This is a genomic window from Fictibacillus sp. 18YEL24, from assembly GCF_015903855.1.
Lineage (GTDB): Bacteria > Bacillota > Bacilli > Bacillales > Fictibacillaceae > Fictibacillus > Fictibacillus phosphorivorans_C.
On sequence record NZ_JACZDT010000001.1, the window covers coordinates 411,964 to 432,270 of the forward strand.

General features: G+C 36.2%; 29 protein-coding genes and 1 pseudogene. 9 read left to right on the plus strand and 21 right to left on the minus strand.

Annotated features, from left to right (window positions below; genetic code table 11):
* Window positions 1-6 precede the first annotated feature (6 nt).
* From HU823_RS02015 to HU823_RS02040, 6 genes are all read right to left on the minus strand, one after another.
* A complete protein-coding gene (locus HU823_RS02015) occupies window positions 7-312 on the minus strand; it encodes a hypothetical protein (protein ID WP_137789375.1) in 306 nt (101 codons plus the stop codon).
* A complete protein-coding gene (locus tag HU823_RS02020; RefSeq protein ID WP_197220953.1) occupies window positions 297-1,340 on the minus strand; it encodes an anti-sigma factor in 1,044 nt (347 codons plus the stop codon). The genes HU823_RS02015 and HU823_RS02020 overlap by 16 nt, the downstream gene beginning before the upstream one ends.
* Window positions 1,324-1,830: a sigma-70 family RNA polymerase sigma factor gene (locus HU823_RS02025; RefSeq protein ID WP_144700121.1), complete on the minus strand. Its 507-nt coding sequence runs from the start codon at window positions 1,828-1,830 to the stop codon at window positions 1,324-1,326. The genes HU823_RS02020 and HU823_RS02025 overlap by 17 nt, the downstream gene beginning before the upstream one ends.
* Before the next feature lie 85 nt (window positions 1,831-1,915).
* Window positions 1,916-2,395, minus strand: a complete 480-nt coding sequence (locus HU823_RS02030) for a DUF5662 family protein (RefSeq protein WP_231607238.1) — start codon at window positions 2,393-2,395, stop codon at window positions 1,916-1,918.
* 13 nt (window positions 2,396-2,408) lie between these two features.
* Window positions 2,409-2,576 (minus strand): hypothetical protein, encoded by a 168-nt coding sequence (locus tag HU823_RS02035; RefSeq protein ID WP_186320509.1) that lies wholly within the window; start codon window positions 2,574-2,576, stop codon window positions 2,409-2,411.
* A 9-nt stretch (window positions 2,577-2,585) separates the two neighbouring features.
* Window positions 2,586-2,870, minus strand: coding sequence for a hypothetical protein (locus HU823_RS02040; protein WP_197220954.1), 285 nt, complete (start codon window positions 2,868-2,870; stop codon window positions 2,586-2,588).
* Window positions 2,871-3,016: 146 nt separating this feature from the next.
* Between HU823_RS02040 and HU823_RS02045 the strand changes: the two genes are divergently transcribed.
* Window positions 3,017-3,928, plus strand: coding sequence for an NAD(P)-dependent alcohol dehydrogenase (locus tag HU823_RS02045; RefSeq protein ID WP_197220955.1), 912 nt, complete (start codon window positions 3,017-3,019; stop codon window positions 3,926-3,928).
* 46 nt (window positions 3,929-3,974) lie between these two features.
* On the opposite strand, the gene HU823_RS02050 is transcribed toward HU823_RS02045, so the two are convergent.
* Complete coding sequence (locus HU823_RS02050; protein WP_197220956.1) at window positions 3,975-4,877, minus strand: aminoglycoside phosphotransferase family protein; 903 nt, start codon at window positions 4,875-4,877, stop codon at window positions 3,975-3,977.
* Window positions 4,878-4,888: 11 nt separating this feature from the next.
* Window positions 4,889-5,665, minus strand: a complete 777-nt coding sequence (locus tag HU823_RS02055; RefSeq protein WP_197220957.1) for a serine hydrolase — start codon at window positions 5,663-5,665, stop codon at window positions 4,889-4,891.
* Window positions 5,666-5,826: 161 nt separating this feature from the next.
* Between HU823_RS02055 and HU823_RS02060 the strand changes: the two genes are divergently transcribed.
* Complete coding sequence (locus HU823_RS02060) at window positions 5,827-6,765, plus strand: RNA polymerase sigma factor (RefSeq protein ID WP_197220958.1); 939 nt, start codon at window positions 5,827-5,829, stop codon at window positions 6,763-6,765.
* A gap of 70 nt (window positions 6,766-6,835) precedes the next feature.
* Here the strand turns inward: HU823_RS02060 and HU823_RS02065 are convergent, their stop codons facing one another.
* The 5 genes from HU823_RS02065 to HU823_RS02085 are packed head-to-tail and all read right to left on the minus strand — an operon-like array spanning window position 6,836 to window position 11,019.
* Complete coding sequence (locus HU823_RS02065) at window positions 6,836-8,086, minus strand: ABC transporter permease (protein WP_197220959.1); 1,251 nt, start codon at window positions 8,084-8,086, stop codon at window positions 6,836-6,838.
* Entirely contained in the window at window positions 8,079-9,008 is a 930-nt protein-coding gene (locus tag HU823_RS02070; RefSeq protein ID WP_197221366.1) for an ABC transporter ATP-binding protein, read from the minus strand. The genes HU823_RS02065 and HU823_RS02070 overlap by 8 nt, the downstream gene beginning before the upstream one ends.
* Before the next feature lie 6 nt (window positions 9,009-9,014).
* Window positions 9,015-9,869, minus strand: coding sequence for an ABC transporter ATP-binding protein (locus HU823_RS02075; protein ID WP_197220960.1), 855 nt, complete (start codon window positions 9,867-9,869; stop codon window positions 9,015-9,017).
* Window positions 9,866-10,273 (minus strand): GntR family transcriptional regulator, encoded by a 408-nt coding sequence (locus HU823_RS02080; protein WP_197220961.1) that lies wholly within the window; start codon window positions 10,271-10,273, stop codon window positions 9,866-9,868. Before HU823_RS02080 ends, HU823_RS02075 begins: the two co-directional genes overlap by 4 nt.
* 20 nt (window positions 10,274-10,293) lie before the next feature.
* On the minus strand, window positions 10,294-11,019 hold the full coding sequence (locus tag HU823_RS02085; RefSeq protein ID WP_197220962.1) for a hypothetical protein: 726 nt from the start codon (window positions 11,017-11,019) through the stop codon (window positions 10,294-10,296).
* A gap of 231 nt (window positions 11,020-11,250) precedes the next feature.
* Between HU823_RS02085 and HU823_RS02090 the strand changes: the two genes are divergently transcribed.
* Entirely contained in the window at window positions 11,251-11,715 is a 465-nt protein-coding gene (locus HU823_RS02090; protein ID WP_197220963.1) for an SRPBCC family protein, read from the plus strand.
* Between the two features lie 30 nt (window positions 11,716-11,745).
* Here the strand turns inward: HU823_RS02090 and HU823_RS02095 are convergent, their stop codons facing one another.
* Window positions 11,746-12,306, minus strand: a complete 561-nt coding sequence (locus HU823_RS02095; RefSeq protein WP_197220964.1) for an AAA family ATPase — start codon at window positions 12,304-12,306, stop codon at window positions 11,746-11,748.
* Window positions 12,307-12,389: 83 nt separating this feature from the next.
* On the opposite strand from HU823_RS02095, the gene HU823_RS02100 reads away from it, so the two are divergent.
* Window positions 12,390-12,803, plus strand: coding sequence for an NUDIX hydrolase (locus tag HU823_RS02100; RefSeq protein ID WP_197220965.1), 414 nt, complete (start codon window positions 12,390-12,392; stop codon window positions 12,801-12,803).
* Between the two features lie 44 nt (window positions 12,804-12,847).
* Here the strand turns inward: HU823_RS02100 and HU823_RS02105 are convergent, their stop codons facing one another.
* From HU823_RS02105 to HU823_RS02135, 7 genes are all read right to left on the minus strand, one after another.
* Complete coding sequence (locus HU823_RS02105; RefSeq protein ID WP_197220966.1) at window positions 12,848-13,759, minus strand: alpha/beta fold hydrolase; 912 nt, start codon at window positions 13,757-13,759, stop codon at window positions 12,848-12,850.
* A gap of 34 nt (window positions 13,760-13,793) precedes the next feature.
* On the minus strand, window positions 13,794-14,720 hold the full coding sequence (locus HU823_RS02110; protein WP_197220967.1) for a GNAT family N-acetyltransferase: 927 nt from the start codon (window positions 14,718-14,720) through the stop codon (window positions 13,794-13,796).
* 35 nt (window positions 14,721-14,755) lie between these two features.
* Entirely contained in the window at window positions 14,756-14,950 is a 195-nt protein-coding gene (locus HU823_RS02115; RefSeq protein ID WP_066394558.1) for a DNA-binding protein, read from the minus strand.
* Window positions 14,951-14,985: 35 nt separating this feature from the next.
* Window positions 14,986-15,333 (minus strand): DUF3147 family protein, encoded by a 348-nt coding sequence (locus HU823_RS02120; RefSeq protein ID WP_197220968.1) that lies wholly within the window; start codon window positions 15,331-15,333, stop codon window positions 14,986-14,988.
* Window positions 15,324-15,737: a MarR family winged helix-turn-helix transcriptional regulator gene (locus tag HU823_RS02125; protein ID WP_197220969.1), complete on the minus strand. Its 414-nt coding sequence runs from the start codon at window positions 15,735-15,737 to the stop codon at window positions 15,324-15,326. The genes HU823_RS02120 and HU823_RS02125 overlap by 10 nt, the downstream gene beginning before the upstream one ends.
* 65 nt (window positions 15,738-15,802) lie before the next feature.
* Complete coding sequence (locus tag HU823_RS02130) at window positions 15,803-16,048, minus strand: hypothetical protein (RefSeq protein ID WP_197220970.1); 246 nt, start codon at window positions 16,046-16,048, stop codon at window positions 15,803-15,805.
* Window positions 16,049-17,005: 957 nt separating this feature from the next.
* Entirely contained in the window at window positions 17,006-17,260 is a 255-nt protein-coding gene (locus HU823_RS02135) for a hypothetical protein (RefSeq protein WP_197220971.1), read from the minus strand.
* A 128-nt stretch (window positions 17,261-17,388) separates the two neighbouring features.
* Between HU823_RS02135 and HU823_RS02140 the strand changes: the two genes are divergently transcribed.
* The 5 genes and pseudogenes from HU823_RS02140 to HU823_RS02160 form a co-directional block, all read left to right on the plus strand.
* Window positions 17,389-17,706, plus strand: coding sequence for an ArsR/SmtB family transcription factor (locus HU823_RS02140; RefSeq protein ID WP_197220972.1), 318 nt, complete (start codon window positions 17,389-17,391; stop codon window positions 17,704-17,706).
* Between the two features lie 63 nt (window positions 17,707-17,769).
* Window positions 17,770-18,198, plus strand: a complete 429-nt coding sequence (locus HU823_RS02145; protein ID WP_197220973.1) for a DMT family transporter — start codon at window positions 17,770-17,772, stop codon at window positions 18,196-18,198.
* An 18-nt stretch (window positions 18,199-18,216) separates the two neighbouring features.
* Complete coding sequence (locus tag HU823_RS02150) at window positions 18,217-18,684, plus strand: DMT family transporter (RefSeq protein ID WP_197220974.1); 468 nt, start codon at window positions 18,217-18,219, stop codon at window positions 18,682-18,684.
* Window positions 18,685-18,879: 195 nt separating this feature from the next.
* Window positions 18,880-19,794, plus strand: a complete 915-nt coding sequence (gene cyoE, locus HU823_RS02155) for a heme o synthase (RefSeq protein ID WP_191753318.1) — start codon at window positions 18,880-18,882, stop codon at window positions 19,792-19,794.
* A 103-nt stretch (window positions 19,795-19,897) separates the two neighbouring features.
* Window positions 19,898-20,209: pseudogene (locus tag HU823_RS02160) on the plus strand (M24 family metallopeptidase); the annotation flags it as partial.
* Between the last annotated feature and the right edge of the window lie 98 nt (window positions 20,210-20,307).

The window sequence follows — 20,307 nt, forward strand, 5'->3', positions numbered from 1 at the left end:
TGGAACTTATGGTTTAGCGTTAATGGTCCATGACAACCCGAACATTAAGCCAATAAATATAGGAATAAAAAGGTTTATGCCTATTCCCCACCAAGCAAACTGTTTGGAACGATTTTTCGTAAACAACCCTACTACTCCTAAGAAAACACCAAGGAAGGGTAAGTGGAACAGAATTAAGTCAGGAATATCCATCGTTTCTATTAATAGCCCAATGTTTAATACAGCTAGAGCGAGTAATCCAATTACAAAAGAAGTAAATCCTGTTAACGTCTGCAGCTTTCTTTTCCTTTTCTTTTTTATTTCCAGTTCCATAATTTAACCTCCCCTACTTTTACCGCGCGAACAATTTTCAACTGTTCTAATTTCCTTAACTCTGGAACAGGCCCTGTCACAACTGCTCCATAAACTTGAATGCCGTTGTCTTCCACATATTTACGCCTTTCATTTATTTCAAGAGATTTTATCTTTGATACAATCTCAGCAGTTTGTTCATTCTTTTCTAATAACTTTAATATATCGAGAAATACTTCCTCGTTCGTTTGATCTCCGTCAAAAGGTGACCAAGTTGTAGTATCAACCTGTGCCGGATAGCCGATTGGAGTGATCGGAATACCTTCTTTGTCCAGTTGCTTTGCTTCTAATCCTGTATCTACAGCTAACCAACGAATCTCCATCTCTTTCGGTAACACTTTTTCAATTTCATTAGGTTTCATTAATTGTGAAAATGAAAGATAAGCTTCTGCTACCGTACCGTCAGGAAGATTATTCAGCACATCTTCTACTTCAGTTGTATTAAATGGAATCATTGCATCGGGATGATACATCTTCTGACCATCCTTCACCACATCAATTCCATAACCCATCGGAGGTAGCTGTTCTAAAAAAGATATTTTTTCAGGGAATTTTGGCTTATCTAATCCAAAATATACATCCACCTTCTCTGCTAGATAATCTTCACTACCAATACGCTTAAACGTGTCAAAGGTCACATTCATAGAAAACAATCCGATTTCACTCTCAATCTCCATCTCTTCTAGACTCACATTAGGTTGTGTTACATAAATCGTCTTTCCTACTACATCAATCATCGCGTTAGCTTTACCACCAATACCGTAATACAAATAAGTGATTAAAGTCATGAGGGGTAGAATAAGTAGTAAGATCGCTAAGCTTATCATGACAGTAGCATTTCGAGCTGTATTCGACCCCACTCGAATGATTTCTCTTTGTTCTTCTTCAGAAAGAGAAGGTGAGGTATGAATATCATTTTTCGTTTTCATCATGTAAGCTTTATATAGATTTTCGTCATTATTTTGATCCTGTTTATGCTCGTCGCTCATCTAGGTTCATCCTTTCCTTAACGCGTTCTACTAGTTTTTTTCGACCTCTTGAAATATGACTTTTTAATGTGTTCAGCTTTATATTTAAAATCTCAGCTGCTTCTTGATAACTAAGTTCATTCAAATCGCACAACAGCACAGCCTGTTTTTCGATCTCTTTTAAACACTTTAAATCCTCCATTAATAATAAAAATGATTCCTTTTCTAACATCTTACTTTCCGGTGTATTTTCTCTCTTATCTACATTTTCTTTAATCTCATCAGTAAGAATCGTTTTTTTATTCTTTCTTTGATGATCTATAAATGCATGGTACGCAACTTTAAACAACCAAGCTTTAATGTTATTGATCTCATAGTCTGCCAAAGTTAGATATGCTCGGTAAAATGCTTCTTGCACCAAATCTTCAGCAATATGGTGATCCTTCGAAAGAGAATACAAATAGCGGTAAAGATCATTCATATAGTGTTCATAAACATCCTCTAGTTGCACAACCGCTCCCCCTTTCATATCAACCACGTTTTAACCATAGAAAAAGTTGCAATATTTTACAATTGTTTTTTTCAATAAAAAATACTCAGATCGATTTCTGAGCATTCACTAATTCCATCTGTTCAATTAATTGGGCACACTCTTTCCTTGTGCTCGGATGCAGAATGACTCGATCAGTCAGAAGATTGGCGATTAAACGATCCGATATGGTTGGTCCTGATCGTTTCCTTCCCCATCTTCTTGAGAAAGATTTGTAATCAGAGATCATTTCAAGTACATACTTTCGTGGAATCGGCACCGCTTCTTTTTTAAGCTGATCGACCACCCAATAATTCCAATGATGTTTATTGTGATGTTGATGATGAAGCCAGGCATATTGCCATTCCTCTTCACTCGGCTTCTCATCTGAATAAAACTTCTTAGCATATGTAAAAAACTCAGCTGGATGAAACTTAGATAGATCATGTGTAAACGCTTGAATATAAAGTCCTAGCTTCCAGCATTCTATAAAAACATTCAATTTATGTTCAAAGATATAAAGTAGATACTTTCCGTATGCTGGCATAATTCTTCACCCACTAATTAAATATTTTACTTCCATAAAACAGAATCAGCGTAAAAATGATTACTTCAATGATTAATAGTCCAGTTCGTTTCAATGGTGTTCCTTTGTACTTCATTCTTTCAAACAGATATTGTATGAAAACAATAGCAATAGCCGTGTAAAAACTATCAAAAAGTGTCATATTCATCACCTATTTTTCAATAAAGTTCACCAGGAATACAAATACAAATATTGTAATAAATGTATATTGAGATCCTACAACTTTATTTTTTTCACCTAGGATTTTTTCGAATATCTCTACAAGTATTCGATATAATGTCCCACTTCCTAAAATGAAAAAGATAAAGTAAAAGGGCTCATCCCAAATACGTTCAAAATCAACAAATTGAATAATAGAAAAGAGTATAATAAGTCCACAGAGCTCTCCTATATTGTTCTTAGAACGTTTAAAGAAAAAATGTTTCAGTATATTCATAAGCTGTCCTCCATTATGTCTATAATCTATGCTTCCTATTTCATTCCTTAAAAAGGCTCATTTTTCCTTCTGAAAATTTCAAACTTATCAATTTAGTTCAAGCAATGAACATAAGATGTATGAATACATGTATTAGGAGGTTTTCTATGAAGGCTGTATTGTGTACGAAGTATGGCTCCCCACAAGTGCTTATTCTTCAACAAGTCCCTAAACCTGCTCCAAAAGAAAACGACGTCCTTATTAAGATCCATGCTACAACTGTAACAACTGGGGATGTAAGGGTTCGGGGGTTTAACAGCCCCCTCTTATACTGGTTACCCATGCGTTTATTCTTAGGGATAAGACGGCCACGGAAACCGATTTTAGGTGTTGAATTAGCAGGGGTTGTAGAAGAAGTCGGACAGCGGGTTTCTCGGTTTAAAAAGGGAGATCACGTGTATGCCATGACCGGAATGCGATTTGGCGCACATGCAGAGTATATATGCCTCCCTGAAGATGGAATAGTCGCACATAAACCACAAAATGTAACTTTTGAAGAAGCCGCTGCCATTCCCTTTGGAGGGACTACAGCGCTGCATTTTTTAAGAAAAGGAAAGATTGAAAGTGGACAGAATGTTTTGATCTATGGAGCCTCTGGAGCAGTGGGATCAGCCGCTGTCCAACTTGCCAAGTTTTTTGATACTGAAGTAACAGCCGTATGCGGTCCTACCAATTCAGAACTGGTTAAATCATTAGGAGCTGATCATGTCGTAGATTATACAAAAGAGGATTATACAAAATCGGAAAAAAAATACGATATTATTTTTGACGCTGTAGGAAAAACATCAACGTCTAAGAGTCACAATGCATTAACTGCTAAAGGTAAATTCGTAACAGTTGATGGGCAAGGTATTGCAAAAGAGCGTACAGAGGATCTAGAATTCTTAAAAGAACGAATTGAATCAGGTCAAATGAAACCCGTCATCGATCGTTATTATATGCTAGACCAAATTTCAGAAGCTCATGAATATGTGGAAACTGGCCGTAAGAAAGGTAATGTTGTCATAAGAGTGGTTTGAAATCCAATCAAAAAACGCACTTTTAAATCTAGAGAAGTGCGTCTTTTTATATGTATTTCCTCACTAAGTGTTTGAAGACTTGAATGGTATTTAAAAAGCTTTCCTTCACATGACCATCTTCAATTGTCCAACAAGTAGCTAATACAGCATGTGAATAGGCTCTTAACAAAACTCGTTCTTTGTTCAAATTCAATACATCTACAAAAATATCAATTCGTTTTTCTGTTATCTCTTCCACTCCATGTTCAGGTAATTTATTCAGCAAATATTGAACAACCTCATATTCACGGTCACCGATCAAACCCTTAGGATCGATTATAGTCCAAAAATCTCCATTTGCTAGTATATTGTAGTGGTGAAGATCGCCATGAAGTAAATATGGCTCATCGATAGAAATATTTAATTTTTCAGTAATGAACAAAGCTTCTTCTATGGTTGCTTTTGAAACAGGATGATAACTATTGTAATGTTGATAGATTCGTTTCAAACTATTTTCACGATCAAGAACAGTCGGAAGATTAGAATCAACTGGAGCAGGAACCATTAACTTCTTCATCACATTCGCAGCAATTAAAGTCGCCTTATCATCTTCTTCTATTTCTGCTAATGTTTGTCCTGGTCGTATTCGTTCAAGAACCATAATACCTCGTTCCTTCTCAAAGGCTAACACTTTAACTGTACTTTCACCAGACAAAAGCTGTAGTGCATGTAGTTCAGCTTCAAATTCCTTTTGATCAACCACAACTTTCAAAACTACCTCACTTCCATCACTTGTTGTGGCTGGAGCAACAAAATTATATGAAAGATTGAAAGGTTGTTGAATGTGTAATCCATACATCTCTTCGCAGTCAGCGATTAATCCTTCAAAATTATTCAGCCATTCACTAGCTTCGTCTCCATGAACACCTTTAATCTGTTCAATAAATAGATCAGGAAGTTTGTAACTCATCATATCTCTCCTTAAGTCAACTGTTCTTTTCTTTGTATGGTGTATTCGTTGTACAACAACTTCATAGCCTCTACTATTCTTTCATCAGAAAAAGTATTCTTATAACGATTAGGAATGTCATTAACTCCTAGAACATAGAGCAATGGATATTGATGAAATTCTCCTAGAATCCCTATATCCACCACTAAGTTCTCTAATCCTCCGCTCATGTGGTTAAACATATGGTTTGGAATTCCGTCAAAGTGATCTTGAGGGCGAACTAGACCATTCATTACTGGTAACCACAATTGAGGTTCAGCGTGATACCCTTCATATATCGCTTTCAATATATGAAGCACTTCACCGATTTCTCCGCTATTTTCAAGATCACGAGGATTTGGAGTGAGATTCATGTGATTGTACTCTCTCCTTAGCTCTGTATTTACCTTCTCCCACCCTCCACAAAACTTCACAACGCTATCAGCAGCTTTACTATCATGACATGTGATCATTACTTCAACGAGATTACCTAATGACAAAGACATCATACCTTGAAAATGTGGAAATAAAACACCGCTGTTCTCCTCTTTATCGAGTTCATAATCCTCAATTAAGTCACTCCAATGAAACAAGCCTCTCTCCACCCATTTTGCTATACAATATCCAATGACCACTTTTGCAGCTGAAGCTAGTGGAACGATCAAGTTAGAATTAAGAGAACATACAACTTCTTCATGTTTAGTAGAATAGATGATTATACCTACTTGATCAGATTCTAGGGTCTTTAGTGATGTTACAACTCTTTGCATGCAGATTACTCCTTCACATGTTAATATGTTATTTTTATCCAAATCCACAATAACACACTTCATACTAATTTCTAAGAAAAAGATTCAATAAAAGCGTATAATTTTCAGTACAATATTCGTTATACGTAGTGAACGGTAAAATAAGAAAGGAGTTGTAAAAAATGTCTCAGCCCACAACACATACACTTCAGGCTCAAGCAAACGATTTACGACAAAGATTTGAAGAAGAGATTCGTGATTATAGTGAGGGATTATGGAACTATTGCAGATACCTCACAGGTTCACCTTGGGATGGTGAAGATTTGTATCAAGAAACGATGCTTAAAGTACTTGGAGGACTTTATACAAGATGGCATCCTACCAATCTAAAATCATATGTATTTCGTATTGCAACAAATACATGGATCGACCTCTGCAGAAAAGAAAAACGAACTCTTGGCGTTTTATCGGAAGAAAATGATGCATTTGAAGAATTCTCAGACAATCTTGAGTTAGAAGAAGCACTTCAACAGTTAGATGAGCTTTTTACTCCTCGACAAACAGCAGTGTTTCTTTTACTAGAAGTATTTCGTTTTCAAGCGGACGAAATAGCTAGTATTGTAAAAACAACACCTGGTGCTGTGTATGCATCAGTACGAAGAATGAAACACAGAATACAATCTACTAAACATCAACCGATTAAATCGAAATATAAAGCTTCACCTAAAAGACCAAAGATTATTCAAGCCTATCTAAAGGCTTTTAATCATGGTGATCTTGAAGGAATGCTTTCACTCATAAGTGATCAAGCTCATTACGAAGCATCATTAGGGTTTTTAGAAGTAAATAAGGATGAAATTATAAATGGATCACTAGCATACGGCTTACCAGGTCATCATGCTATTGAATGTGAGCTATGGGGTAAAAATGTCATTGTCGTAGTAGCTGAGTCAGAACAAGGTCAGCTTGTACACGATATTCAATACCAAGAAGTCGAAAATAACAAAATCGTATACCATAGAAGCTTCTTTTTTAGAAAAGAGTTCATAGTGGCTGCGTCAAAAGAATTGGGATACAAGCCACAATTAAACAAGCCTCCTCTTAACTGGGAAAATAAATAAGAAGTATATAATAAACTCCCCTTCTTGTTACTAAAACAATCAGAAGAGGAGTTTTCTTTATACTATTTATCTAGTAACGCAGCCACTTCCAGATTTCACTTGGAGTTGCATTTTTTCCATAAAGTAAAATCCCTGTTTTAAACACCTTACCAGCTAGTTTCATCAACAGCCATATACTAGCTAACAAGATAATCAAGGCAATAATGATCTCAACCCACGGCCATTCATCCAATAAGGAAAGACGAAGGATAAGGATGCTTGGAGATGTAAGTGGGAAATATGTGGCAACTTGAGCGATGATGCCGCTCGGGTTTGCCAATATTGGGCCTATAAATATGAGCGGAAGAAACGGCAACATCATGACGATTCCTTGAAAATTGCTTGTAGCTGTCATATCTTCAACCGTTGCACCAATACCAACGAAAATAGCAGCAAACATTAAGTAACCTGCTATAGAGATCGCTAGCAAAAGCAATAGTTCCGGTACAAAGAGATATTCCATGACTGGTAGCTCATATCTCCATGCTGCAATCGGAACAACGAGTAATAGCCAAGTTCCTACTTGAACAAGTCCTAATATGAAATAACCGATGATTTTCCCTTGCATTAAGTCTCCAGGTGTTACGGAGGATAATACAATCTCAGCTACCTTTTCCTTCTTTTCTTGAGAGGCACTCTGGAAGATCATCATACCTGTCATAACGATTGAAAAAAGTACGATACCAGCAAATGCACCTGGGATTATGCGTTCCATTGAGCTGTCATCCGCACTCTTTTTATCTGACGGATTCAGAGAGCCTGAACCAGTTTGTGTTGAAGCTTCTTCTGACTTGATCTCTATTCCTTTTGTTATTGAATGAACGACTTCTGGAGAAAGGTTAAGCTGATCAAATTTCACCTGACGCAGTGGCTCTTGTAGAAACTGCACTTCACTTGAAAAGGTGTCAGGCATTTCATTGCTTGTGAAAACCTTCACTTCTCCTGTTTTTACCGCATTATCTGTCAATGCCACATAAGCTTGGTTTTCGGATGATTCTATCTTTTTAAGTATCTTTTTTGAATCATCTGTTACTTCTTCCATCTTCCAAGATAAATCTAGGGATTTGACCAAACCATTAACTTCATCAAAAAGGTTCAGTTCATCATTCACATAAACGGTTACGGTCTCTGAATCAGGTTCTCCTTCCAGCTTTTCAAGGAGTGTCGGAAAACTAGCGAACACGATAAATAGAAGCGGTGTCAAGAGAAGTGATATGATAAAAGATTTATTTTTCATGTTCCGCTTAAGTTCCCACTTTGCAACTTTCCAGCTGTTACGCATACTTCACACCTTCTTTCACAATCATGTTTTTATCAGAAGCGATATCAATAAAAATCTCATGCAAAGATACACGATCGATTATTAATTCATATACATTCAATTCTATTGGCAACTCTCTAAGCCAGGTTGGAATGTGAACATCTTGCTCTAAATAAAGAATCGTTCGATCCTCTTTACTCTCAACGCGATGAACAGATGGGATATTACGCAACAGTTCTTCAGGGTTGTCACCTATAATCGTACATTTAAAGTTTGCGTATTCTCTCTTTACATCTTCCATGGCACCATAAATCACTTTTTTGCCTCGATGGATCATAAATAATTGATCACATAATTCTTCCACCATGTTCATCTGATGAGAAGAAAGGAGAATTGCTGTGCCATTGGCTGCAAGTTCTTTAATTTCTTCTTTAAATACCTCTTGGCTTACAGGATCAAGACCTGAAAATGGTTCATCTAGAATAAGCAGTTCTGGTTCGTGAATAATCGCTGCGATCAATTGAACTTTTTGCCCCATCCCTTTTGACAGTTCTTCAACCTTTGTGTTCTCTTTACCAGCAAGTCCGAATTTCTCTAAATACTCCAGAGCACGTTTCTTCGCTTTCTTTTGTGGATAGTCTTTAAGTTCAGCAAAATAAAGCAAGATATCCATCACGTTTACGTTTTTATACAAACCTCTCTCTTCAGGTAGATAGCCTATTTTATGACGAGGAATTTCAGAACTCCCATGAAAATGAATGGATCCTTCATCTGGATACATAATGCCCATAATGTTACGAATTGTTGTGGATTTCCCAGCTCCATTCGGTCCAAGAATCCCCATGATCTCACCACGATGTACTTCAAAAGAGATATTCGAAATAATCCTCTTATCTTTAAACGATTTTCCTAATCGCTCTACTTTCAAGATGCGGTCATTCATCATCTTTTACCTCCCCATTAGCATGTAAGTAATAATTTCTTCTACTTCTAAAACCTCTGATTGTATAATTTTTATTTCATTTTTCTTCAAGAATGTGTCTGTTTGTTCTACATCATTAGAAATGAGCAGACGATCGTTCAAACGGTCGATCTCACCAGGAATTTTTTCAATCCCTAACCCATTTTCAAACCAATAACGCTTGTATCGATACACTAGTTCTTCTTTTTCGTATTTACCTATTACTTTGCCATCGTTCATGATCACGATATAATCTGCTAATTTCTTAATATCTTCTACTTGGTGGGTAGCGATAACGATCGCTCTCTCGTCTCTCTCCATCCAATCTACAAGAATGTCCATTAACTTTTGTTTTGAAGGAATGTCCATATTAGCTGTAGGTTCATCTAAGATTAAAAGTTTTGTGTTCTTAGAGAGAGCTAAAACAATGTTAAGTTTTTGCTGCATGCCTTTAGACATTTTTCCAAAACGTTTATTAAGATCAATTTCAAAAGTCTTTACAAGATTCATAAACATTTCTTGATCCCAGTTCGCATACCAAGGTGCCATCAAATCTCTTAGTTGTTTTCCAGTTAACAAGTCACAACCTAGAACAGATTGTGGTTGATAGGCAACCTCCTGTTTCCACTGATCACTGGACTTTACACTAGCTCCAAAATGCAACAGTTGGCCGTTGTCCGGTTTCACAAGATTCATCATCATTTTGATGAGTGTGCTTTTCCCTGCACCATTGTTACCAATTAGTGCCGAAATCGTACCGAGTTCAATATCTAGATCTATTGGGCCAACTGTGAAATCATCTACTGTTTTCTCTACTCTTTCAATTTGTGTACAAAACTTCATTCGCTACCACCTCGATCGTTATCTTTAAGTCTTGCTAGTACTTCTTCAAACACAGATCGAATTTCATCTACTGAGTAATTGTGTCGAAGAGCGGTCTCTACACCTTTTTCAATCGCTTCAGATACAGATGATAGTGCTAACTTCTCCATCTTTTTTACCTCCACTTCAGCAACGAAAGTTCCCTTCCCTTGCGTTGTTTTGATAAAGCCACCGTACTCTAAATCTTGATAAGCCCGCCGAGTAGTTATAACACTGATCTCTAAATCTTTTGAAAGTGCTCGAATGGAAGGAAGAGGTGAACCTGCTGGTAACTTACCACTAACAATGAGTGCTTTAATTTGTCCTTCTATCTGATGGTAGATGGGAACCCTGGAATCTCTGGAAAGCTTTATAGGAAGTTCCATATAGATGCTTCCTCCCTTCTTTACTGAAAATAATCCAATTTATTCATGTGATTCTTCATATATCTCATCCAAAATGCAACACTCGCACAGGCTGCAAAAATGGAAACAACAGATGTAACAATCGGCCATTTACTAGCGATTAAAATAGTAAGTCCAACCAATCCGTGACTCGAGAGATAAGGAACAGCGAATAATAATAATGTGAAACTTCCCAATAAAACAACTGCATAGAAGACCATCTTTACATTCGTGACTTTATCTCCGGAATCACTTGCCGGATAAACACTTCCATAACAAATCCCAAAGCTAAGCCAGATGAGAGAAAATGCTATAAACTCCATTGGTGCCAATGTTTGGCGCAATTCAGGAGCAAGGCTATACATGATTATTAAAACCACTAAATGAAACGGAACTGAGTAGATAAAATAAATAAGAAAGCGGCTTTTTACCACAATTTCTCTTGGAATTGGAAGCTGGTTTAGAAAGACGGTAAACGGCTGTGCCCATAAATTGTCAGAGATTTTTTGGTATTGATATTCTTTCGGTTTAGCCCATATCGCTGCAACCCCAAAGGTAAGCAAAAAGAATATATCATACAGCATAAAATGTTCTTCTAAGTATGAAGAAATTGAAACCGTTAAGAAAAATGAATAGGGTACTAAGAGAAACAGTAAAGTAAAGATACTTTTCTTTGAATGAGTTAATTCAAATTTCGAGAGCCAAAATGCCTGTTGCCAGCGGTTCATTTTTATCATCCACCTTCAAGTAACTGTTATAGTGTTTATATCTATATACACACTATATAACAATGCTGATGATTTTTCCACCCTAATTTCAAAAAATATACATATAGCATCTTTATTATTGTTGTTAAACATTGTAAATAATTCTATAGAAGCGTTGTTCCTAGTGAATAATCCCTCTATAATAAAATGAAATATATAACTTACAGAAACGTACAAAGAAAAGGAGAAAATATGAATAAGTCTATTAACACGAATCCTCTCGTAAGCACAGAAATGCTTATTAGGAAGCCGGTTAACATCGTATTTGAAGCTTTTATTGAGCCTGACATCACTACAAAATTCTGGTTCACTAAAAGCAGTGGAAGACTATCAGAAGGAAAAAAAGTATTGTGGGAATGGGAAATGTACGGAGTTTCTGACGAGATTTTAGTTAAAGAATTAGAAACAAATAAACGCATCTTGATCCAATCCTCCAATGGAACAACAGTGGAGTGGTCATTTACTTCTCGCAATAATAATGAAACTATGGTTAACATCACGAATGCTGGGTTTACAGGAAATGCTGATGAGGTACTAAACCACGCCATCGATGCAATGGGAGGATATACAATGGTATTGTGTGGGCTAAAAGCGTATTTGGAACACGGCATCCTATTAAACCTTGTGGCAGACAAAGCACCAGATTTTCACGTATAAGCATCAAAAAAGGACGTAAGTGGTCCTTTTTTATAAGTTAAATGTATTTTTAATTTGAGCAGCTACTTCATCTGGATTTAGATTTTCATTACTGATTCGAAGATAATTTTCTCTTTTTATCTCTCCCTCATTAGAGTTCATGCGGTACATTTCCATCGATGTCTTTACGTCATTTTCCGACCACTTAATATTTCTTTTAGAAGGTTTATGGTCCAGCCTATGGGGAGTAATGTTTCTCTGGAGCCTTGTCTCTAATTCAGATTCAAGTTCTACAAAATAGATCTCTGCTCCCTCCTTTTCAAATACCTGACAAATACTTTCAACAAACTCCCAATCTTCCTTATAATTGAACGCCCAAACATATGTAAAAATCATTCCATATTGATCGCTCTTCGCAAATGCCTGAAAGATCTCTGAACGAAATAAGTGCACCAGTCTACGCCCATCCTCAGAACCATATTCAAAAAATGGGGTAACAAGATCGATCGTCATGTGGTTATGGAAGAGCTTTAACTTTGTGACCTTCTCTAACTCATGTCCTACAGTCATCTTCCCAACCGCTTGCGGACCAAATAATAATACAAGTTTCATTGCTTCACCTCTAACGATTAAAAATTGTTTATCCTATGCTACTATAAAAAGGAAAATAATTCTATATACTGTGGGGAGAAAATATGAACGTGGTAAATGAAATACATGTTGTGGTAAAAGGATTAATTCTGTACCAAGGTCAATATTTAATTGTAAAACGTTCAGATGAAGACGAAATTGGGGCCGGTACTTGGGAATGTCCTGGTGGAAAGATAGAGTTTGAAGAGGGGATCGAGCAGGCATTAATTCGTGAAATAAATGAAGAGACACGACTTGTCGTTTCAGTAGATCACATTCTTTATGCAGCGACTTTTTATACTAAACCCTCTCGAAAAGTAGTATTACTAACCTATTTATGTCAAGCTGACACTTACGAAGTTCAGCTATCAGAAGAACATTCTGCCTATATGTGGGTAACACAAGAAGAATTAAAATTACATCTTCCACAAAACATCATTGAAAACTTATACAAAACAAAAGAGTTGTGTATAAGATAAAATTGAAAAAGGAAGACCACATAAAAAACATGGTCTTCCTTTTATTAAGACTGCAGATATTCTATGACAACTTGCTTAAACTTCTCTGATTCCTCGTAATGAGGAGTGTGACCACTTTCTTCAAAGATAAAGATTTCTCCGTTAATAGTATCTCGCTCGAACACCTCAAAATGTTTTTCACACGTACAAGCATCATATTTTCCAACAAGTAATAACATTGGATTCTTAACATATTTAATGTCATCCAGCAAGGAATCAAAAATCTTGCCTTCTTCTCTTAACAAATTGTAATGGTACTCTGAACGGTCATAGAATTCGTCCCATTCTTCCTCAGAATAAAAGGAGTAATAATCAGTTGGATTATCATGATTATGGCGGTAGATCTCCATACGCTTCTCACCTAACTCATCACTCAACTTCATATATTCTTCTGTTAGTTCGCGTATCGGATGATTCCCCTCAGCTAGCAACAAACCTTTCTCGTATAGTTCATGTTTGCCGTACTTTTTTAATAAATGCGCAGTCTTTTTAATAAGACTTCGAGATGTTAGTTCAAAATCAAAAGTTGGTCCCTCGAAAATCACTTTTTCGATAGAATCAGGATGCTGTCTAACATAAGCTAGTGCTAAAAAGCCACCAAATGAATGACCGATGAGTGACCACTTTTGTATATGTAAATATTCTCTAAGAGCTTCACAGTCATCAATCAAATCTTGAAATCCGAAGGGTTCATCTTTCTCGATGTTTTCCGAACGACAAACTCCTCTTTGGTCTATTAACACAAGATTGAAATGCTTCCCTAATCTTTCAGCTTGATGGAAGGAAAAATCGTGACACCCTTCCCCAGGACCACCATGAAGATAAAGGATGGCTGGTTTATCTACATCACCGTAACGTTCTACATATAACTTTTTGCCTCTAATTTCAATTTCTTGACCGTTAAGTTGCTGTATCATTTGTTCATCTCCTATCGTCTTTTAAAGAAGGGTATTAGTTTTTACTAGTTTGATAGTACAATTGAAGCAATTCTTCAACAGGAATGTTATCAATTTTCATACCACTAATTTCACTTTTTTCAATCTCAACATGTTTAAGGTCACAATTTATTAGTTTTGAACCAGTAAGATCGCACCTATTAAATACAAGAGGTTTCGCTATGTCACCCAGATTAGTATCTTGAAATTGCACACCACTTAACGTTACATAAATGAATTCACTATCTGATAAATTTAAATCTGCAAACATCGTTTTTCTATAGTTAATATTTTGAAACTTAGAATGACTTAAATTGCAATTGCTCATATGTATATGACTCACATTACTATTACTCACCGAACTGCCTTCCATCGTAACTTGATAATATTCAGAGTGACTTAAATCAGAGTTTTCAAATTGCTGATAAGATAAATTTTGATTCGTCAACAAACTATCATGTTGCAACGATTGCTTAATATGTTTTACAAAACAATACTCTTCTTCACCTTCAAAGGTCACAACATAACCTAACTTTTTATAAAAGTGATGGTTATTAAGCTGTCTGCTAGACGTCTCAAGATCCCATGCTCTTACAAACGGAAATTCTTTTTCTATCAAATTGATAACTGTAGATCCAATCCCGTTACCTTGATGTTCTGGATCAATAAAAATCCTATCAATCCTGCCGTATGACTTTCCTGAGATTGTGGCTATGATTCCTCCAACAAGTAGACCATCGTACATTACTTTAAAATATTCTAACTCTCTAATCATATATTTGGTCATTTCAATGGATGTGTATCCAGGCGGCTGGATATTGTAATCAATGATGTCTCGATTCGAAAGCCATTTTTCTGCTTCAAAATCAAACGTTTTTTTCATAATTGCTGTTAATTGTTCTGCATCGTTAACTGTTGCTTTTTCAAGTGTAGTCTGTAACATGTAAGCGTTCTCCTTTTTATATATAAAACAGTGTGTTATTTCTTGAAAGACAGTCCTCTTTCTTGAAGTGCAGCTAGGAGCTGTCCCATCGCTTTCGGACCTATTCCGTGTAATTTCTTAAGATCTGATTCCCTCCAATCTGTTAGTTGCTCTATTGAAGAGATGCCTGCGGATGTCAAAGCTCTTTCAGCGGGTTTTCCTAATCTAGTGGGAAGACTTGTATTTTGCATACTTTCACCTCTTTACGAAAATAAATGTCTGGTATTCAGATTATTGTTTTTATGAATTTCACAGCTACCTCTTGAAGCAAAATACATACTAACCAACCGCTTATACCTAAACCTAAGCAGGTGATTAATGAGAAGGAGTGCTTTAAAGAAATATAAACAATCGCTAATAGAACGGCAGTTGCTGGAAATCCCCATAAAACGCCAAGAGCAAATTTGCTTAACGTTTTGGTTGGCTCTCCTTGTACATAAAGCCAGATAATGCTTAATAAACTTACAAGTGGAAGAGCAGCCACGATTCCGCCAAAACTAGGAAACCTTTTAGCAATTTCGGTAACTGCTGCAATAACTCCTGCAGAAATTAGGATTTTCATAATTACATACATGATTTCGACCGCTCACTTAGCAGTTTAAAGGCTTTCGTGATTAACTCTATTTCAACTTCGTCCATTTGACTGAAGATATGATTCAACTTATCTTCATCTAGACTCGTATTCTCATGAAGTACCTTTTTACCAATATCCGTTAACCGAAGAATAACTTTTCGTTCATCCTCCAGATCGCGTTTCTTTTCTAAGTAATTCTTATGAATCATCCGCTTCACATGCTCAGAAGCCGTATTGTGAGAGATATTAAGATGATTCGCTACATCATTTACAACTACTCTATCTTTTTTATCAATTAACTGTAGGACCCGTACCATCTGATGAGTAATTTTCTCACCATGTGGATAGTGCAAATGAAAGTATATGTCTGTCCAATATTGATTTAATTTTGATGAACTAAGCATAATAAGCACCTCTTTTTACATCGTTATTTAAGATTATATCTTATAATACGATATAAAACAAAGACTTATATCACTCCTATGAATGATAAGATGCCAAAAATAAAGATAATAAAGAATAGACCGATTCCGCTGAAAGCTGTCGAACTCCAGAATCCTTTCGTACTAATTAAAGCGGTTATAAATGCTAATAGCACCCCTACTGATAAAATAATAAAACCAATCTCGCTTAATCGGTTTTCAATGACGAATTGTAAAACAAGTAATGTGGTTAATAGAATTACTATTGAAGCGACGCCCATGTGCTTTCTCATTAATCAGGCTCCTTTCATTTACATTCTAAATTGATAAAACTAATAACCAACTGGTAAACTAGAAATATACAGAATAATTAAAATTTTTTCAGGTGAATTCTTGGGATGGGAGAAAGTAAAATTGAAAATAGACCGTTCTATTAAATATCGAAAGTTACCTGAGCGTTATAAGACGCATTTAAATGTAATGTATCATGTCAAACATAGCATATTTGCTTTTACTTTTATTCTGTTGGATATAATCTCCCTCATTTTTATAGTTCTGGCACCTCACCAGCCCACCTTTTGGATTACCATTCCGCTGGTCGTAATCATTAATGTTTGGTCACTTACGATATTACTTAGAAATACGGAAAACATGATACTTGAACCCATACTTTATACAGCATGCCTAGGTGTTGTTGGTTCATTTTGTAATTTCGTGGTTGTCCAAAAATTTTACTATCTTATTTTTAAATTCTCTTCCCCTCTTTTCTTCATTATATGTTTATTGATTTTCTCCTTATTTGTTGCACAACAGATTTGGTACCAAGTCAAAAAATTCTCGAACATACATAGTAATTTTGGAGAAGAAAAACTAAATCCTAAAAGAGATTACTTCATAATGATTCTTTTTGGCATTGGTTATATAATTTACGCGTATTTAGCTAGAAGTTATCCTATACTTACCATCGTATATCCTCTAACTATTTTTTCATTTTTTTGTTTATTCTTTGCTTACTTATCGGTAAAGTTCTTCCACAAGTATGTCTTCATGAAAACAAACATGATGTATGTTCCTTTACCAAAACAATTAAGGAAACAAATAAAAGCTAAAAAAGTTACGATGTAGATCAAATATTCAAATGATTATATTAGGTTAATAAAATAAATATCCTGTTCCCTTAAATTTAAAAAGTGTTGCATACGCAACACTTTTTAAATAAAGAGTTAAAAGGATTCGTATATACAAAATATTTACGATTCAATAATTCGCAAGTATTTAGTAAAGTAAGCACCCAACAGTAAAAGAATTACCGATGCCCCCCAGCTCCATATCCCAAGTAAATCAAACCAATAAGCTAAAAGATTCACTACCGCGATTAAGAAAAAACAGATTGATGTTAGAGCTGATCTCAAACCTGTAATCCCTTGATTCCGCCTTTGACGTATGACATATGTAATAGAGAATATCAATGTTACGAGGACCAGAATTGATAAAATAGATTCCATCTTTACTTCCCTCCCACTTTTTTCTACTTAATATTACGATTTATAAAGCTGATTTGTTTCATTTTTTTCCAATTGTCACTAGTGTTTACAAATTGACATATCGAGAAAAACCGATTAGAGTATAAAACATGAACAATCCTATCGATGTATTTAAGGCGCTTTCCAACGACATTCGCCTCGAAATTCTGAAATGGCTCAAAGATCCACAGCAACACTTTGATAAACCTACTGCTCATCTATCTAAAACGATTAATGAGAAAGGCGGTATCTGTGTGGGAGATATACAGGAAAAAGCGAATCTTTCCCAATCTACTGTATCCCAATATTTATCGATGATGCAGAAAGCAGGTTTGCTTGAATCAGAGCGTCATGGCAAATGGACGTACTATCGTAGAAATGAAAAAAACATACAAGAGTTAGCTACCTATCTGAAAGAAGAATTATAGGTTCTTCTTTTTTTGTTTTTATATCGATAATTTTAAATATGTAAATATGAAGGAGTTTTGTTTATGAAGATATGGACTTATTTACTAGCACTACTTGCCGGAGTATCCCTTAGTGTTGAAGGTGCGATCTATGGAGAACTTGGCAAAACGATCGGAAAATTAGAAAGCAGCTTTTACAACTTTTTTGTTGGTGCCATTATTCTAGGAATCATCGTTCTGTTCTTAGGTAAAGGCTCACTGGCTTATACGTTTCAAGCTCCTAAATGGGAACTTTCTGGTGGTGTCTTAGGTACCATCTATCTGACAATCTTAATCATAGCTATACCGATTGTTGGCGTAGGAATTGCTATGATTTCCGTCATCATCGGTCAAATGGCTATGAGCATACTCATTGAGCACAAAGGCTGGCTTGGAAGTTCAAAAGCTCGCGTTAACAAAGAAAAACTCATTGCAGTAACGCTCATGACAATCTCACTGCTGCTCATTTTTTAGGAAGGAAGGGATAACAACATGCACATATTAATTCTTCTTGGTTCAGTCATAGGCGGTATATTGCTTAGTGCTCAATCTTCTATTAATGGAGCGTTCAGCAGAAAATCCGGTACGTACGAAGCTGCGTTTTTAACCTTTTTTTCAGGTGCACTCCTATTAGCCATTCTTATTCTTTTCTTTGGTGAAGGTAACATCTTAAAGGTCTTTGAAGCGCCTAAGTGGCAGCTTGCAGCCGTTTGGTTCGGAGTTGGTTACTTATTTTTAACAGTAGTTGCTGTACCACGCATTGGAGTCATCGCTACTAACATTGCAACCGTCATCGGACAGCTTACTGCTGGTATGGTTATCGATCATTTTGGATTTTTTGGAGGACTATCCGTTCCCTTCACTTGGGAACGCATGCTAGCGATCCTTTTGATGTTAATTGCACTTCGTTTTATATATATCGGTAATAAAATACAAAGGAATGAAACGGAGCGATTATAAGCTAGGTAAGCGTTTGTATCACATTTCTATCACATAAACCTCACAGAACGTTCACAAAAGCTTTGTGTAAAGTGTCTTAAGGTGTTCTATTATTTGAACTGGGAATTCATTTAATGCTTTAATAGAAGTGGATTTAAGGTTACACTATATGGATAATATAGAGAGAGAATTATTGTGAAGATGGTGTCTTATAGTATGGAAAAAACGTTGAAAGTAGAAAAACAAAAACGGTCAGCGATTCTGTCACAAACTGTGAAAACGGGAATCATTAAGTCTAACCTCGTTCCTATGTTTGCCGGACTTACGCTGGCATTATATACGTACGATATCGATCCTGGCACTAAGTTACTTGATGTTGTATTCGCATTGATTGGAACAATTTTAGTAATAGGTGCTGCTGGTACGTTAAATAATGTATATGACCGCGACATTGATGCGATCATGGAAAGAACGAAGAGCCGACCTACGGTTACAGGTGAGATCGATACGAAATTTGCTATTACACTCGCTGGCATTATGGCTGTACTTGGTATTATTGCTCTTGCCTTCACTACACCGCTTGCGGCACTATTAGGTTTCTTAGGTCTTTTCTTTTATGTCGTTCCTTATACGATGTGGACCAAACGAAGAACGATCTATAACACGGAAGTAGGCAGTATTTCAGGTGCGATGCCTCCCCTTATTGGTTGGGCAGCAATGACTGGTACACTTGCACACCCCGCGATTGCAGCACTGTTCATCATCCAGGTCATTTGGCAGATGCCTCACTTCTATGCCATCGCCATTCGCCGACATGATGAATATAAGGCGGCTCGAATACCGATGCTTCCGGTTGTAAAAGGGGTTAAAAGAACGTATACACAAACCAACATCTATCTTGTATTACTGAGTTTAACGAGCTTCTTGTTCCTACCATTAAGCCTAGGCTTAACGTTAGTGGCACTTCTTATGAATGTTGGATGGCTCGTGTTGAGCATATATGGCTATAAGAAAAACAAGGATTCTGAGAAATGGGCAAAGCTTCTCTTCATCTATTCTCTAATCCATATGACAATTCTGTTTTCAACAGTGATCGTCTACTCGTTAGTTGGTATTTTTATATTAAATTAGAGAAATGGTTCGGTATTATTCCGAACCTTTTTCATTTGTAGCACAATATTTCATTTTCTAATTATTTTCCATTAGAAATCTGACTTGAAAAGAAGGGATTTACATGATTCATTTAAAATCAGCTCGAGAAATTGATCTTATGCACAATGCTGGAAAGTTGCTAGCATCCGTTCACAAAGAAATCGCTAAACGAATCAGACCAGGTATCACAACGATGGAAATTGATCAATTCGTTGAAACGTTCTTAGCTGAACATGGAGCAACACCTGAACAAAAAGGGTTTCACGGTTATCAATACGCAACATGTGCTTCCATCAATGATGAGATCTGTCATGGGTTTCCGCGTAAACAGCCTTTAAAAAAGGGTGATATCGTAACCATTGATATGGTCGTCAATCTAAAAGGCGGATTAGCCTAAGACCGTTAGAGTCGAACGGTGTCGAGGATTGTAGACTCGCGGATAAACAGTGCTAACTTGTGGATTCGGGATCAAAACTCGTGGATAAACTCTAT

Coding starts and splice junctions, on each gene's coding strand:
- HU823_RS02095 (WP_197220964.1), bottom strand. CDS start 12,306: ATGAAACTTGTATTATTATTTGGTCCGCAAGCGGTTGGGAAGATGACT.
- HU823_RS02060 (WP_197220958.1), top strand. CDS start 5,827: ATGTCTCAGCCCACAACACATACACTTCAGGCTCAAGCAAACGATTTA.
- HU823_RS02135 (WP_197220971.1), bottom strand. CDS start 17,260: ATGGAATCTATTTTATCAATTCTGGTCCTCGTAACATTGATATTCTCT.
- HU823_RS02085 (WP_197220962.1), bottom strand. CDS start 11,019: ATGAACCGCTGGCAACAGGCATTTTGGCTCTCGAAATTTGAATTAACT.
- HU823_RS02145 (WP_197220973.1), top strand. CDS start 17,770: ATGAAGATATGGACTTATTTACTAGCACTACTTGCCGGAGTATCCCTT.
- HU823_RS02070 (WP_197221366.1), bottom strand. CDS start 9,008: ATGAATGACCGCATCTTGAAAGTAGAGCGATTAGGAAAATCGTTTAAA.
- HU823_RS02040 (WP_197220954.1), bottom strand. CDS start 2,870: ATGAATATACTGAAACATTTTTTCTTTAAACGTTCTAAGAACAATATA.
- HU823_RS02055 (WP_197220957.1), bottom strand. CDS start 5,665: ATGCAAAGAGTTGTAACATCACTAAAGACCCTAGAATCTGATCAAGTA.
- cyoE (WP_191753318.1), top strand. CDS start 18,880: ATGGAAAAAACGTTGAAAGTAGAAAAACAAAAACGGTCAGCGATTCTG.
- HU823_RS02150 (WP_197220974.1), top strand. CDS start 18,217: ATGCACATATTAATTCTTCTTGGTTCAGTCATAGGCGGTATATTGCTT.
- HU823_RS02125 (WP_197220969.1), bottom strand. CDS start 15,737: ATGCTTAGTTCATCAAAATTAAATCAATATTGGACAGACATATACTTT.
- HU823_RS02140 (WP_197220972.1), top strand. CDS start 17,389: ATGAACAATCCTATCGATGTATTTAAGGCGCTTTCCAACGACATTCGC.
- HU823_RS02030 (WP_231607238.1), bottom strand. CDS start 2,395: ATGCCAGCATACGGAAAGTATCTACTTTATATCTTTGAACATAAATTG.
- HU823_RS02050 (WP_197220956.1), bottom strand. CDS start 4,877: ATGAGTTACAAACTTCCTGATCTATTTATTGAACAGATTAAAGGTGTT.
- HU823_RS02035 (WP_186320509.1), bottom strand. CDS start 2,576: ATGACACTTTTTGATAGTTTTTACACGGCTATTGCTATTGTTTTCATA.
- HU823_RS02020 (WP_197220953.1), bottom strand. CDS start 1,340: ATGAGCGACGAGCATAAACAGGATCAAAATAATGACGAAAATCTATAT.
- HU823_RS02015 (WP_137789375.1), bottom strand. CDS start 312: ATGGAACTGGAAATAAAAAAGAAAAGGAAAAGAAAGCTGCAGACGTTA.
- HU823_RS02065 (WP_197220959.1), bottom strand. CDS start 8,086: ATGCGTAACAGCTGGAAAGTTGCAAAGTGGGAACTTAAGCGGAACATG.
- HU823_RS02090 (WP_197220963.1), top strand. CDS start 11,251: ATGAATAAGTCTATTAACACGAATCCTCTCGTAAGCACAGAAATGCTT.
- HU823_RS02120 (WP_197220968.1), bottom strand. CDS start 15,333: ATGTATGTAATTATGAAAATCCTAATTTCTGCAGGAGTTATTGCAGCA.
- HU823_RS02045 (WP_197220955.1), top strand. CDS start 3,017: ATGAAGGCTGTATTGTGTACGAAGTATGGCTCCCCACAAGTGCTTATT.
- HU823_RS02105 (WP_197220966.1), bottom strand. CDS start 13,759: ATGATACAGCAACTTAACGGTCAAGAAATTGAAATTAGAGGCAAAAAG.
- HU823_RS02100 (WP_197220965.1), top strand. CDS start 12,390: ATGAACGTGGTAAATGAAATACATGTTGTGGTAAAAGGATTAATTCTG.
- HU823_RS02110 (WP_197220967.1), bottom strand. CDS start 14,720: ATGTTACAGACTACACTTGAAAAAGCAACAGTTAACGATGCAGAACAA.
- HU823_RS02075 (WP_197220960.1), bottom strand. CDS start 9,869: ATGAAGTTTTGTACACAAATTGAAAGAGTAGAGAAAACAGTAGATGAT.
- HU823_RS02130 (WP_197220970.1), bottom strand. CDS start 16,048: ATGAGAAAGCACATGGGCGTCGCTTCAATAGTAATTCTATTAACCACA.
- HU823_RS02115 (WP_066394558.1), bottom strand. CDS start 14,950: ATGCAAAATACAAGTCTTCCCACTAGATTAGGAAAACCCGCTGAAAGA.
- HU823_RS02080 (WP_197220961.1), bottom strand. CDS start 10,273: ATGGAACTTCCTATAAAGCTTTCCAGAGATTCCAGGGTTCCCATCTAC.